Origin of the sequence: Enterobacter sp. HK169 (genome assembly GCF_001719105.1) — a bacterium.
Classification (GTDB): domain Bacteria; phylum Pseudomonadota; class Gammaproteobacteria; order Enterobacterales; family Enterobacteriaceae; genus Enterobacter; species Enterobacter asburiae_B.
The window spans coordinates 61,134-73,681 of record NZ_CP017087.1; the positions used below are offsets into that span (position 1 = coordinate 61,134).

Sequence of the window (12,548 nt, forward strand, 5' to 3'; positions counted from 1 at the left end):
CGATGAATAAGCATAGCGATAACGATGTGGTTGAGCCTTCACGTCGTCGATTGTTAAAAGGAGTAGGGGCGCTGGGGGGCGCTCTTGCTCTGGCCGGTGGCTGTCCGGTAGCGCATGCGGCGAAACCGCAGAGCGCGCCCGGCACGCTGTCACCCAATGCCCGCATGGAGACGCAGCCGTTTTATGGCGAGCATCAGTCGGGCATCCTGACGCCGCAGCAGGCGTCCATGATGCTGGTGGCCTTTGATTCGCTGGCCAGCGATAAAGCCGATCTGGAGCGCCTGTTCCGCCTGCTGACGACGCGCATCGCGTTTCTCACCGCCGGTGGACCGGCGCCCGATACGCCGAACCCGCGTCTGCCGCCAATGGACTCCGGCATTCTGGGGCCGTTTATCGCCCCGGATAACCTGACCATTACCGTTTCGCTGGGTGAGTCGCTGTTTGACGCGCGCTATGGGCTGGCAAAACAGAAGCCGAAAGCGCTGCAGAAAATGACGCGTTTCCCGAATGACTCCCTGGACGCGGCGCTATGTCATGGCGACCTGCTCCTGCAGATTTGCGCCAATACTCAGGACACGGTGATCCACGCCCTGCGCGATATCATCAAGCACACGCCGGATCTGCTGAGCGTGCGCTGGAAGCGGGAAGGGTTTATCTCGGACCACGCTGCCCGCAGCAAAGGGAAAGAGACCCCGGTGAACCTGCTGGGCTTTAAGGACGGTACGGCCAACCCGGACAGCAGCGATGCGGCGTTGATGAAAGACGTGGTATGGGTGACGGCGGATCAGGGCGAACCGGCATGGGCGGTGGGCGGCAGCTATCAGGCGGTGCGGATTATCCAGTTCCACGTGGAGTTCTGGGACCGCACGCCGCTGAAAGAACAGCAGACGATCTTTGGTCGCGATAAGCAAAGCGGCGCGCCGCTCGGCATGAAGAACGAGCATGACGTGCCCGACTACGCCAGCGATCCTAATGGCGATACCATCGCGTTGGACAGCCACATTCGTCTGGCCAATCCGCGCACCAAAGAGACGCAGTCCAGCCTGATGATGCGTCGTGGCTACAGCTATTCGCTCGGCGTGACCAACGCCGGTCAGCTTGATATGGGCCTGCTGTTCGTCTGCTATCAGCACGATCTGGAAAAAGGCTTCCTGACCGTGCAGAAGCGGCTCAACGGCGAAGCGCTGGAAGAGTACATTAAGCCCATCGGCGGCGGCTATTTCTTTGCCCTGCCGGGCGTGCGCGATCGGAACGCGTACCTCGCTCAAGGTCTTATTGAAACCTGATAATTGTCCCCGCAACCGTTCGCGGGGACATTATTTTTTCATATGACTATCCTCCTGTTATATTTCTGTAATATTTCTATATGAGACTGATTTCACCTGTAGGGACAGTCTTAAAAGTTGCATTCAGGTAAAATAAATGTTGCATTTATGATAACTCCTGATGTACTTAAGATAAGACAGCGGTAGTTCCCGGCAGTGATGCTGAATCACTATGGAGATCGCGAATGGTTGCGTCCTGTACTGGACAAGGTAAACATAACAACCGCAGCACCCGGCGCGGAGGCTCAGACTCCGGCAGCGATTTCCTCACCACTAAATTCTCCCCCCTTCCTCAAGAATCTGATTCGACCGACGTGCAGAACGGTGCGCGTAGCTGTTCCGTATCGTTATCCGATAAAGCAAGCAATGGCTTACAAGGAAGCCAACCCTCTGATGTTCGTGCGCATAATCGTGCCGAAGCTGGCGCGTGTGATGAATACCAACAACTCAAGGTGCTATCCATGGGAAGACAAAAAGCAGTGATCAAAGCTCGTCGCGAAGCAAAACGTGTGCTGAGACGGGATTCACGTAGCCATAAACAGCGTGAAGAAGAATCGGTCACCTCGCTTGTGCAGATGAGTGGCGTAGAAGCAATTGGCATGGCCCGAGACAGCCGTGATAATTCTCCAATTGTGGCGCGCAATGAGGCTCAGGCGCACTACCTGAATGCTATCGAGAGTAAACAGCTCATCTTTGCAACCGGTGAAGCCGGATGCGGGAAAACCTGGATCAGTGCAGCCAAAGCGGCGGAAGCGCTGATTCATAAGGATGTGGAGCGCATTATTGTTACCCGTCCTGTACTGCAGGCTGATGAAGATCTCGGCTTCCTGCCCGGAGATATTTCGGAGAAGTTTGCTCCGTACTTCAGGCCCGTCTATGACGTGCTGGTGAAGCGACTGGGTGCATCCTTTATGCAGTACTGCCTGCGACCAGAGATTGGCAAGGTGGAAATCGCGCCGTTCGCCTATATGCGCGGACGTACATTTGAAAATGCGGTCGTCATTCTTGACGAGGCTCAGAACGTGACCGCTGCGCAAATGAAGATGTTTTTAACGCGCCTCGGGGAGAACGTGACGGTTATCGTTAACGGCGATATTACCCAGTGTGACCTGCCATCCGGCGTGAAATCCGGGCTGAGCGACGCCATGTCACGTTTTGAGGAAGATGAGATGATTGGGGTGGTACGCTTCACCAAAGAGGACTGCGTGCGTTCAGCGCTCTGTCAGCGCACGCTGCAAGCGTATTATTGAGTTTGCTGTTGTGTTCAAGGCCCGGGAAACCGGGCTTTGTTTTTTGTGCTTTTTATCCCCCTCTCCCCTGGGGAGAGGGGCAGGGTGAGGGGCTCAGGCCGCACCGAGCAGCATATAGCACCGGGGGATTCTCATCCCCCCGCAGGCGTGCAACATGCGAAAAAAAGCCCGCATTTTCATGCGAGCTCTTCTTTAAATATGGCGGTGAGGGGGGGATTGACTCGCTTCGCTCGCCCTGCGGGCAGACTGTTCGCTACGCTCTCAGTCTGTCCAACTGGCTGTCACCAGTTGTCGAACCCCGGTCGGGGATTCTCATCCCCCGCAGGCATGCAATATGCGAAAAAAAAAAGCCCGCATTTTCATGCGAGCTCTTCTTCAAATATGGCGGTGAGGGGGGGGATTGACTCGCTTCGCTCGCCCTGCGGGCAGACTGTTCGCTACGCTCTCAGTCTGTCCAACTGGCTGTCGCCAGTTGTCGAACCCCGGTCGGGGATTCTCATCCCCCCGCAGGTGTGCAACATGCGAAAAAAAAGCCCGCATTTTCATGCGAGCTCTTCTTTAAATATGGCGGTGAGGGGGGGATTGACTCGCTTCGCTCGCCCTGCGGGCAGACTGTTCGCTACGCTCTCAGTCTGTCCAACTGGCTGTCGCCAGTTGTCGAACCCCGGTCGGGGATTCTCATCCCCCCGCAGGTGTGCAACATGCGAAAAAAAAGCCCGCATTTTCATGCGAGCTCTTCTTTAAATATGGCGGTGAGGGGGGGATTGACTCGCTTCGCTCGCCCTGCGGGCAGACTGTTCGCTACGCTCTCAGTCTGTCCAACTGGCTGTCGCCAGTTGTCGAACCCCGGTCGGGGATTCTCATCCCCCCGCAGGTGTGCAACATGCGAAAAAAAAGCCCGCATTTTCATGCGAGCTCTTCTTTAAATATGGCGGTGAGGGGGGGATTCGAACCCCCGATACGTTGCCGTATACACACTTTCCAGGCGTGCTCCTTCAGCCACTCGGACACCTCACCATATTGTTTTGCTGCCTGACCGCTTGGGGGGCAACGGGGCGCTACTATAGGGAGTTGCGCTAACACGGTCAAGCAGATTTTCTGTATTCGTGCTCGTTCGGTTAAGCCTTAATCAGCTCTTGTCGCAGCACGGGTTATTAACGCTGTGAATCGAGCACTTCGCTGTTTTTAACTACTTCCTGTGCTTTGCCGTAGCTTTCGATCAGCAGCTGGTAAGCCGGGAAGATGTGGGTATACACCTCAGCCCACTCGGCTGCGTCCTCACGATTCCAGGTTCTATGGATCTCAGAGGCCACCGCCGCCGTATCCATCGGAACCACACCGGCCTGCACCACGCGCGCCAGGGTGATCTCCTGCGCCATTTTGCTGTAGGTGCCGGAGGCATCAATCACCGCAAACACCTTATAGCCGTCCGCCACCGCGCTGATTGACGGGAAAGCCATGCAGACGCTGGTGATAGTGCCCGCGATAATCAGCGTCTTGCGCCCGGTCGCTTTCACCGCAGCAACAAAATCCGGGTTATCCCAGGCGTTGATTTCACCTTTACGGGCAACATACTGTGCATGCGGCGCGTTGGCGTGGATCTCCGGGATAAGCGGTCCGTTCGGTCCCTGCGGGACGGACGCGGTGGTGATCACAGGGATCTTCGCCAGAGTCGCGATTTTTGCCAGCGCAGCCGCACGGGCGCGCAGTTCCGGCATTGGCATATCCCCAACGGTCTGGAACAGACCGCTCTGGTGATCGATAAGCAACATCACCGCATCGTTCACATCAATAACCGGACGTGCGCCATTAAAATTCGCAGGTGTAGACATTATCTTCTCCTTTATAACGTTCAGATCTGGCCGAAGCGGCCGGAGTTAAAATCACGAATGGCTTCGTTGATTTCGCTTTTACTGTTCATCACAAACGGGCCATAGCCCACGATGGGTTCATTCAGCGGCTCGCCCGCCATCAGCAGCACTTTGGCATCGCTGTTCGCCTCCAGGTGCAGTTTGTCGCCTTCCTGACTCAAAACGACCAGCTGGGCTTCACCCGCCTGCGTTGTACCGTTCACCGTGATGTTGCCTTCAAGCACGACCAGCGCGGTGCTCCAGCCTTCGGGCTGATTGAGCGTCAGATGGCTTCCCTGGTTCAGCGCGATGTCCCAGACGTTGAGCGGTGAGAAGGTGTGCGCCGGGCCGGTTACAGCCTCGTAGCGACCGGCAATAACCCGCAGAGAACCGCTGTTATCCGGTAGCGTCACGGTCGGGATCGCATCCTTCGTAATGCTCTGGTAGCCCGGTGCCGCCATCTTGTCTTTGGCCGGCAGGTTGACCCAAAGCTGCATCATTTTCAGTTCTCCGCCTTTCTGCGAGAACGCGCTGGAGTGGAACTCCTCGTGCAAAATGCCTGCACCTGCCGTCATCCACTGCACGTCGCCGGGGCCAATGACGCCGCCTTTGCCCGTGGAGTCGCGATGCTCCACTTCACCGGAATAGACGATGGTGACCGTTTCAAAACCCCGGTGAGGGTGTTGGCCTACGCCGCGTTTCGCCCCATCTGCCGGAAAGGTGTACGGGCCCGCGTAGTCCAGCAGCAGGAACGGGCTCAGCGGCTCGCCGTGCGTCTGATAAGAGAACATTGAACGGACCGGGAAACCATCGCCAACCCAGTGCTGGCGGGGAGCGGTATAAACGCCTGTTACGTTTTTCATGATTAACTCCTGATGTTCTGTTGATGTAATTAGCTTATATTCAGAGTTAATACTCCGGTAGATAGTGAAAATGGCATTCACTGTTCTGAAAATGGAACGATGAGGATTTATGCAGAATCTCAATGACTTCGTCTGGTTTGTGAAGGTGGTGGACTACGGCGGCTTTGCGGCGGCGGGAAGGGCGCTTGATCTGCCAAAGTCCAGGCTAAGCCGCCGGATAGCGCAGCTGGAAGAACGCCTTGGCGTGCGGCTTATCCACCGAACAACCCGACAGTTTACGGTGACCGAGGTCGGGCAGACCTTCTACCAGCACTGTAAAGCGATGATGGTGGAAGCCGAGGCCGCGGAGGAAGCCGTTGCGGCACTGCAGGCTGAACCGCGCGGTGTTGTCAGAATTACGTGCCCGATAACTCTGTTGCATGTCCACGTGGGTCCGATGCTGGCCAGATTTATGGCGCGCTACCCCGGGATCAATCTTCAGCTTGAGGCGACCAACCGGCGGGTAGACCTGGTGGGAGAGGGGGTTGATATCGCGATCCGCGTACGCCCGCGTCCCTTTGATGACAGCGACCTGGTATTAAGGGTGCTGGCTGACAGGGGGCATTGTCTGGTCGCGGGTCCGGCGTTGATTCAACGCATGGGAGAACCCGTCGTGCCGTCTGAACTCAGTGCCTGGCCCGGGTTAAGCATGAACGAGGGGAAACATATTCATAAATGGGAGCTGTCCGGTCCCGGAGGTGCCAAAGCGGAGATCCATTACCATCCTCGATTGATCACCACCGACATGCTGGCGCTACGTGAAGCTGCCATGGCAGGCATCGGCGTGGTGCAGCTGCCGATTTTGATGGTTAAGGACCAGCTGGCGACGGGGGAACTGGTACGGGTGCTGGATGCGTGGGAACCCCGACGCGAAGTGATTCACGCGGTTTATCCTTCGCGGCGCGGCCTGCTGCCGTCCGTCAGGACGCTGGTGGATTTTCTGACCGAAGAGTATGCGCGGATGGTGGAAGAGTAAAGACTTTGTAGGTCGGGTAAGCGCAGCGCCACCCGACATAAAGAGCGCAGGGAGTTTCAAGGTTCTTATCCCCCCCCTTTACGGAGAATATAAAAGAAAAAAGCCCGTACTTTCGTACGAGCTCTCATCTTAAATATGGCGGTGAGGGGGGGATTGACTCGCTTCGCTCGCCCTGCGGGCAGCCTGTTCGCTGCGCTCTCAGTCTGTCCAACTGGCTGTCGCCAGTTGTCGAACCCCGGTCGGGGGTTCTCTTCCCCCCTTTTCGGAGAATATAAAAGAAAAAAGCCCGTACTTTCGTACGAGCTCTCATCTTAAATATGGCGGTGAGGGGGGGATTCGAACCCCCGATACGTTGCCGTATACACACTTTCCAGGCGTGCTCCTTCAGCCACTCGGACACCTCACCATATTGTCATCCCGTTGTTGCCGGGACGGGCGCTAATGTAAGGAAAAGCCGAACTGCCGTCAACTCACTTTTTCAGTAATTTAGCGCGTTTAGACAAACTTCAGGCAACATGATTCTTAAATGTGCTGAAAGCGTCTTTTTTATCAGCAACACAGTTGCGCTATAAATTTGTTATGCTGACCGTCCAGTGAAAAAGCAAAATAAATCAGCGCAATAAAAGGCAGGAATGACTATGGATATACTTTTCTATCACCCCACTTTTGATACGGCATACTGGATCAAGGCGCTTTCGGCGGCGTTACCCGGCGCACGCGTTCGCGAGTGGAAGCGTGGCGATAATGAACATGCTGACTATGCGCTGGTCTGGCATCCTCCGGTAGAAATGCTCCAGGGCCGCAAGCTGAAGGCCGTTTTTGCCCTGGGAGCCGGCGTGGATTCCATTCTGAGCAAACTGAAGGCACACCCTGAAATGCTGCCGGAAGATATCCCCCTTTTCCGCCTGGAAGATACCGGAATGGGCCAGCAAATGCAGGAATATGCCGTGAGCCAGGTACTGCATTGGTTCCGCCGCTTTGATGATTATCAGGCCTTTAAACAGCGAGCCCACTGGGAGCCGCTGCCGGAGTACCATCGCGAAGACTTTACGATCGGCATACTCGGTGCGGGCGTGCTGGGCTCAAAAGTGGCCGAAGCGCTTGCCCCGTGGGGATTCCCGCTGCGCTGCTGGAGCCGCAGCCGCAAGGATTATCCGGGCGTTGAGAGTTTTGCCGGAACGGATGAGCTTCCTGCATTCCTGAAAGGGACACGCGTGCTTATTAACCTGCTGCCAAACACGGCGGAAACGGTAGGGATCATCAATGAAGCCCTACTCAATCAGCTCGTCGATCAGAGCTACCTGATGAACCTGGCGCGCGGGGTCCATGTCGTGGAAGGCGATCTGCTGAAGGCGCTGGACAGCGGAAAGCTAAAAGGCGCCATGCTGGATGTCTATAGCCGTGAGCCGCTGCCCGCGGAAAGCCCGCTGTGGGCGCACCCGCGCGTGGCGATGACCCCGCACGTGGCTGCCGTGACGCGTCCGGCAGAAGCGGTGGCGTATATCTCCCATACCATCAGCGAAATGGAAAAGGGTAACGCGGTCACCGGTCAGGTCGACAGACAGCGCGGCTACTGAGAGAAACCCGGCGTTCGCCGGGTTTTTGCTAATATTCGCCGCTGATAACTGCTATCCTTTGGAAAAACCGCAGAGGAGAGAGAGATGTATCCCGTTGACCTGCATATGCACACCGTCGCCAGCACCCACGCGTATAGCAACCTCCATGATTATATCGCCCAGGCGAAGCTTAAAGGCATCAAGCTGTTCGCGATCACCGATCATGGCCCGGACATGGCGGATGCGCCGCACTACTGGCATTTTGTGAATATGCGGATCTGGCCACGTCTGGTGGACGGCATTGGGATACTGCGCGGCATTGAGGCGAACATCAAAAATACCGACGGTGAGATCGACTGCACCGGCCCGATGCTGACGTCTCTTGACCTTATCCTCGCCGGTTTTCATGAGCCGGTTTTCCCGCCTCAGGATAAAGACACCAACACCGCGGCGATGATTGCCACCATTGCCAGCGGCAATGTGCACATTATCAGCCACCCCGGTAACCCGAGGTATCCGATTGATATTCAGGCTGTCGCGCAGGCGGCAGCGAAGCACCGCGTGGCGCTGGAGATTAACAACTCCTCCTTTGTGCACTCGCGTAAGGGCAGTGAAGCCAACTGCCGCGAAGTGGCTGCCGCCGTGCGTGACGCAGGTGGCATGGTGGCGCTGGGCTCAGACTCTCATACCGCGTTTACGCTGGGCGATTTCAGCGAGTGCCTGAAAGTGCTGAATGATGTTAACTTCCCGGAAGCGCAAATCCTGAACGTGACCCCACGCCGCATGCTCGATTTCCTCGAGTCGCGCGGAATGGAACCGATAGCCGAATTTGCCGATCTTTAATTGTGTAATGGAATCATAAAAATGAACGAGTTTTCCATCCTCTGCCGCGTGCTGGGTACGCTCTATTATCGCCAGCCGCAAGACCCGCTGTTGGTTCCGCTCTTTACGTTAATTCGTGAAGGCAAACTGGCGCAGAACTGGCCGCTGGAACAGGATGATTTACTGGAACGTCTGCAAAAAAGCTGCGACATGCAGCAGATCGCGACGGACTACAATGCGCTGTTCGTCGGCGATGAGTGCCGCGTTTCGCCATACCGTTCAGCCTGGCAGGACGGGGCAACGGAAGCGGAAGTCCGCGCGTTCCTCTCCACGCGCGGTATGCCGCTGAGCGATACGCCAGCCGATCATATCGGTACGCTGCTGCTGGCGGCGTCCTGGATCGAAGACAACGCCGGTGATGATGAGAATGAAGCCATCGAAACCTTGTTCGAAACGTACCTGCTGCCGTGGGTCGGGACATTCCTGGGTAAAGTCGAAGCGCATGCCACCTCGCCGTTCTGGAGAACTCTGGCCCCGCTGACCCGCGACGCTATTGCGGCAATGTGGGATGAGCTGGAAGAAGAGAACGAAGAGTGATTTAGATCACATAAATTCTGCAACTCAACATTTCAACTTGCACGTAATGTGCTTCTGATCTCATTTCTATAGTGCGCATCTGCTAAGATGCGCGCCATGAATATATTACTTTGTATCGCACTAACGACAGGTATTCTCTCCGGACTCTGGGGATGGGTAGCCGTGTCTCTCGGATTGCTCAGCTGGGCCGGGTTCCTCGGCTGCACCGCCTATTTCGCCTGTCCGCAGGGGGGCGTCAAAGGGCTCTTTATCTCTGGCTGCACGCTGATGAGCGGTGTTATCTGGGCGCTGGTGATCATGAAGGGCAGCGCGCTGGCGCCGCATATGGAGATGCTGGGGTACGTCATGACGGGTGTCGTTGCCTTTTTAATGTGCATCCAGGCTAAGCATCTGCTGCTTTCATTTGTGCCGGGGACCTTTATGGGGGCGTGCGCGACCTTTGCAGGGCAGGGTGACTGGAAGCTGGTGGTTCCCTCCCTGGCGCTGGGGTTGCTGTTTGGCTATGCCATGAAAAACAGCGGTCTTTGGCTGGCGTCGCGACGGGGAAAAGCGCAAAACATCACTGCGATGAGCGAATAAAAAAAGGCGAGATAATCATCTCGCCTTTTTTATGCGCTTCCTGTCAGGATTCCGGAGGGACTGACATATCGCGGTATTTCACCAGTATCGGGTTCTGCACGTCTGCTTTGTTTTGCAGATCCCACAGCCCGCGGTCAATACCGTCGTTGATTAAGAAGATCACGCCGGTTTCAATGGCTGACATCAGGCACATCATGACCGGCTCGTTAGAGGTGTAGCCAATTTCACCTTCCAGCAAACGCTGGTAATCGATGAAGCGGAATACCCCAGCCTGCACTTCATAAGACAGAATGGTTTTGCTGGTGTTCACCGAAGAGAGCACTTCGCCTGTACTGACGTTAACCACACGCAGGTTGACGGCGATTTGGTCAAGCTGGTACTGGGTATCCGCACCGATACCGAAGTAACGAGCTCCTGCACCACCCGACTTAACGTTACTTTCGTAGCCAATAATCGATCCTTCGATCATCACGTTCGCTGCCGCCAGAGATTGCAGAGGCATGCGGTTATTGTCCGCGACGGTGCCATTTTCCTGAGCGGCACGAATGATTTTGCGTTCATTCAACAGGTTCTGGAGCCCCTGACGTTCCAGCGGAATAAACCAGTGCGAATCCTTGAGCGCGGTAACCAGCATGGCGGTGGCGCTTTGTGGCACAGCCGTGGAGAAGTTACTTGCCGGGTAAGGTTTGAATTGCCCGGTTTCATCCTGAATGTTGTATACGGAGACAAATATTTTCCCCGTAGGTGAAGGTAAATGCGTTAAATCACGATAACTCTGGGCCCGAGGCATTAATGTCGGTTTTGCAGCTTCTTTAGGTGGAGCAGTTAAACAACCGCTCAATAAGCACACTGCAACAAATATCAGGAAGCGCTGCATGATCGTTGTCCTTATTTAGCTATTGTTTAAAAGTCAGTTGAATTACTTTGTAGACCGGAAACCTGAATGGTGGAGATTCTTCCGGTTTTACGATCGGTCACGTTCAACTGAAGCTGTCCGTCAGTATTGGCGATATCAACGATAAAGTCGTTGGTCACCATGCGGCCGGGTTTACCGGTATTAATGTTGGTCAGTAACCCCCCTAAAATCTGCGACTGAATAGCTTGAGTGAAGTTGTCCAGCGCGGACGGGGTATCAACGCTAAAATCCTTTAAGCTGGGATCCTTATAGGAGTTTTGCGCCTGGGCTTCGTTCAGCAGGAACGCGCCGTTATTAGGGTTACCGCCAAAGTTAGGGTTACGGAACTGAAACGTCATGTTTCCGGCCCAGCTTATGGGTGTTATCAGCATTATCGAAACAACTGCATATGCAATACGCATGACAGCCTCCGCATATCGGTTCGCTAGAACTCGTCTTTTGCTAAATCGCTGGTGCTTAATAGGGCTTTATCTATTTGCAGGCGATTAATAGCGTCTTCTGATTGTGCCAGTGCTAAGGCTACGTTTTTATCGAAGTCTATTTTGGTCGGGAATAAAAACGTTTGATAAATAACGTACTGATTAGCCGTTATTGTTATCCAACTTCCCCATCGTGCACTGGGCCGCTCGTTGATTGTTATATTTCCGGTGTAGGTACTGTCCCATTTGTCACTGAAGGCGCGGTAAAAACTGTGCCCGACCGATGAGACAGTGTGGTCTGTTAACAATCCGGGAACTTCGACCTCGACGGCCTTCAGATTCCCGGCAGCGAGCAGGAAACTCGCTGCGGCGATCCAACTCAACGTGCGCTTCATGTGATTAACGCCTGAGGTTATCGTTTGCCCACGAAACAGCCTGAGTTCGGTTTTTAACAGCTATCTTCTTGAAAAGATTATAAAGGTGCGTCTTTACCGTATTTTCGCTGATAAATAACGAACGGGCGATTTCAATATTTGAAGCACCAATGCGTAACTTGTTCAGGATCTCTTTCTCACGGTGCGTGAGCAGCGCGGACTCTGAACTGTTATAGCGATAATTTCCGGAGTGCGTGATGAGATAGCTGGCAAGCTTTTGCGAAAAATAACACTCTCCGCGCAATATACCTTGCAGCCCCTCTACCACCCGGTCTTCTTCTTCCGTGACGTAGAACACGCCATTGATATGCGGCCAGCTTTCAATATCTCTGAAAGGATATTCATCAGGCGTATTCAACAATAGCACGCGGATATTATTGTTTTTCCTGCTTAAAATATCTTGCCAGTAATGGATAAGCTTTTTATCAGCTTCCATCATATCGAAAAGAATGATGCTGCCAGGTGCAATATCATCAAAAGAACGTTGAATATTATGCAATTTCCCGTTCAGTGATAAAGATTGCTTTAAATGTTGTAATAACGCTGTCGCTTGCAAAGAAGGTTTTGTGATCAACAGTAATGTATGACCATGTAAACTATGGACTTCATTATACATGATGAAACCCCACTTTTTTTTGGCACCTGGCAGCTGTCCTCCTGTTTATTAGAGGACACCAGAAGTACTGACAGATGTTGCACTGCTGTGTGTAGAATCAGACCATAACCTCCACAGGGAGGTAAATATAAAACCAATTTCGTACATCTAATTTCAATCTAGCTTTTACGAAGTTTAAAGCAAGTGTTAAACGTGTAACAGAATGTAAAAATCAATATTAATTTGTGAAAACTGCTTGTTGTTAATGGTAATAATTGATGAAAAAGTTGTACATATAAATAGATGTGCACAGATTTTAAAAATCAT

13 protein-coding genes, 2 tRNA genes and 2 other RNA genes are annotated in these 12,548 nt (G+C 54.0%); 7 read left to right on the top strand and 10 right to left on the bottom strand.

The genetic code is table 11. From position 1 onward, the window contains the following. Positions 1-2: 2 nt before the first annotated feature. Positions 3-1,286, top strand: a complete 1,284-nt coding sequence (efeB, locus tag EnteroDNA1_RS00320; protein ID WP_069302625.1) for an iron uptake transporter deferrochelatase/peroxidase subunit — start codon at positions 3-5, stop codon at positions 1,284-1,286. A 500-nt stretch (positions 1,287-1,786) separates the two neighbouring features. Next, positions 1,787-2,575 (top strand): phosphate starvation-inducible protein PhoH, encoded by a 789-nt coding sequence (gene phoH / locus EnteroDNA1_RS00325; RefSeq protein ID WP_024908976.1) that lies wholly within the window; start codon positions 1,787-1,789, stop codon positions 2,573-2,575. Between the two features lie 565 nt (positions 2,576-3,140). Here phoH and EnteroDNA1_RS00330 read toward each other — a convergent pair. The 5 genes from EnteroDNA1_RS00330 to EnteroDNA1_RS00350 all read right to left on the bottom strand — a co-directional run bounded on the left by EnteroDNA1_RS00330 (position 3,141) and on the right by EnteroDNA1_RS00350 (position 5,288). Next, positions 3,141-3,278, bottom strand: a non-coding RNA gene (locus EnteroDNA1_RS00330) — RtT sRNA. Positions 3,279-3,322: 44 nt separating this feature from the next. Continuing rightward, positions 3,323-3,460: non-coding RNA, RtT sRNA (locus EnteroDNA1_RS00335), on the bottom strand. Positions 3,461-3,504: 44 nt separating this feature from the next. Further along, positions 3,505-3,592 (bottom strand) — tRNA-Ser (locus EnteroDNA1_RS00340). A gap of 137 nt (positions 3,593-3,729) precedes the next feature. Next, entirely contained in the window at positions 3,730-4,407 is a 678-nt protein-coding gene (locus EnteroDNA1_RS00345; RefSeq protein ID WP_069302626.1) for an isochorismatase family protein, read from the bottom strand. A gap of 20 nt (positions 4,408-4,427) precedes the next feature. Beyond that, a complete protein-coding gene (locus EnteroDNA1_RS00350) occupies positions 4,428-5,288 on the bottom strand; it encodes a pirin family protein (RefSeq protein WP_039261716.1) in 861 nt (286 codons plus the stop codon). Positions 5,289-5,397: 109 nt separating this feature from the next. Between EnteroDNA1_RS00350 and EnteroDNA1_RS00355 the strand changes: the two genes are divergently transcribed. Then, complete coding sequence (locus EnteroDNA1_RS00355) at positions 5,398-6,303, top strand: LysR family transcriptional regulator (protein WP_069302627.1); 906 nt, start codon at positions 5,398-5,400, stop codon at positions 6,301-6,303. 318 nt (positions 6,304-6,621) lie between these two features. Here the strand turns inward: EnteroDNA1_RS00355 and EnteroDNA1_RS00360 are convergent. After that, a tRNA-Ser gene (locus EnteroDNA1_RS00360) sits at positions 6,622-6,709 on the bottom strand. 232 nt (positions 6,710-6,941) lie between these two features. On the opposite strand from EnteroDNA1_RS00360, the gene ghrA reads away from it, so the two are divergent. The 4 genes from ghrA (at position 6,942) to EnteroDNA1_RS00380 (ending at position 9,857) form a co-directional block, all read left to right on the top strand. Next, a complete protein-coding gene (ghrA, locus tag EnteroDNA1_RS00365) occupies positions 6,942-7,880 on the top strand; it encodes a glyoxylate/hydroxypyruvate reductase GhrA (protein WP_069302628.1) in 939 nt (312 codons plus the stop codon). An 84-nt stretch (positions 7,881-7,964) separates the two neighbouring features. Next, complete coding sequence (locus EnteroDNA1_RS00370) at positions 7,965-8,702, top strand: phosphatase (RefSeq protein WP_033145179.1); 738 nt, start codon at positions 7,965-7,967, stop codon at positions 8,700-8,702. Positions 8,703-8,723: 21 nt separating this feature from the next. Further along, a complete protein-coding gene (locus EnteroDNA1_RS00375; RefSeq protein WP_033145180.1) occupies positions 8,724-9,278 on the top strand; it encodes a TorD/DmsD family molecular chaperone in 555 nt (184 codons plus the stop codon). 96 nt (positions 9,279-9,374) lie between these two features. Further along, entirely contained in the window at positions 9,375-9,857 is a 483-nt protein-coding gene (locus tag EnteroDNA1_RS00380) for a DUF1097 domain-containing protein (protein ID WP_073001126.1), read from the top strand. A 43-nt stretch (positions 9,858-9,900) separates the two neighbouring features. Here EnteroDNA1_RS00380 and csgG read toward each other — a convergent pair whose 3' ends face one another. The 4 genes from csgG to csgD are packed head-to-tail and all read right to left on the bottom strand — an operon-like array spanning position 9,901 to position 12,242. Further along, a complete protein-coding gene (gene csgG, locus EnteroDNA1_RS00385; protein WP_025755858.1) occupies positions 9,901-10,734 on the bottom strand; it encodes a curli production assembly/transport protein CsgG in 834 nt (277 codons plus the stop codon). A 26-nt stretch (positions 10,735-10,760) separates the two neighbouring features. After that, the gene (gene csgF, locus EnteroDNA1_RS00390) at positions 10,761-11,174 is read right to left on the bottom strand and encodes a curli production assembly/transport protein CsgF (protein ID WP_008500846.1); all 414 of its coding nucleotides are present in this window, start codon (positions 11,172-11,174) and stop codon (positions 10,761-10,763) included. A 23-nt stretch (positions 11,175-11,197) separates the two neighbouring features. Continuing rightward, positions 11,198-11,587: a curli production assembly/transport protein CsgE gene (csgE, locus tag EnteroDNA1_RS00395; protein WP_033145182.1), complete on the bottom strand. Its 390-nt coding sequence runs from the start codon at positions 11,585-11,587 to the stop codon at positions 11,198-11,200. 4 nt (positions 11,588-11,591) lie between these two features. Beyond that, positions 11,592-12,242, bottom strand: a complete 651-nt coding sequence (gene csgD / locus EnteroDNA1_RS00400; protein WP_021240790.1) for a biofilm master transcriptional regulator CsgD — start codon at positions 12,240-12,242, stop codon at positions 11,592-11,594. Positions 12,243-12,548 lie beyond the last annotated feature (306 nt).

Bases quoted from the DNA above. Each gene is read 5' to 3' on its own strand.
- efeB (WP_069302625.1), top strand. From the start codon at position 3: ATGAATAAGCATAGCGATAACGATGTGGTTGAGCCTTCACGTCGTCGA.
- phoH (WP_024908976.1), top strand. From the start codon at position 1,787: ATGGGAAGACAAAAAGCAGTGATCAAAGCTCGTCGCGAAGCAAAACGT.
- EnteroDNA1_RS00345 (WP_069302626.1), bottom strand. From the start codon at position 4,407: ATGTCTACACCTGCGAATTTTAATGGCGCACGTCCGGTTATTGATGTG.
- EnteroDNA1_RS00350 (WP_039261716.1), bottom strand. From the start codon at position 5,288: ATGAAAAACGTAACAGGCGTTTATACCGCTCCCCGCCAGCACTGGGTT.
- EnteroDNA1_RS00355 (WP_069302627.1), top strand. From the start codon at position 5,398: ATGCAGAATCTCAATGACTTCGTCTGGTTTGTGAAGGTGGTGGACTAC.
- ghrA (WP_069302628.1), top strand. From the start codon at position 6,942: ATGGATATACTTTTCTATCACCCCACTTTTGATACGGCATACTGGATC.
- EnteroDNA1_RS00370 (WP_033145179.1), top strand. From the start codon at position 7,965: ATGTATCCCGTTGACCTGCATATGCACACCGTCGCCAGCACCCACGCG.
- EnteroDNA1_RS00375 (WP_033145180.1), top strand. From the start codon at position 8,724: ATGAACGAGTTTTCCATCCTCTGCCGCGTGCTGGGTACGCTCTATTAT.
- EnteroDNA1_RS00380 (WP_073001126.1), top strand. From the start codon at position 9,375: ATGAATATATTACTTTGTATCGCACTAACGACAGGTATTCTCTCCGGA.
- csgG (WP_025755858.1), bottom strand. From the start codon at position 10,734: ATGCAGCGCTTCCTGATATTTGTTGCAGTGTGCTTATTGAGCGGTTGT.
- csgF (WP_008500846.1), bottom strand. From the start codon at position 11,174: ATGCGTATTGCATATGCAGTTGTTTCGATAATGCTGATAACACCCATA.
- csgE (WP_033145182.1), bottom strand. From the start codon at position 11,587: ATGAAGCGCACGTTGAGTTGGATCGCCGCAGCGAGTTTCCTGCTCGCT.
- csgD (WP_021240790.1), bottom strand. From the start codon at position 12,242: ATGTATAATGAAGTCCATAGTTTACATGGTCATACATTACTGTTGATC.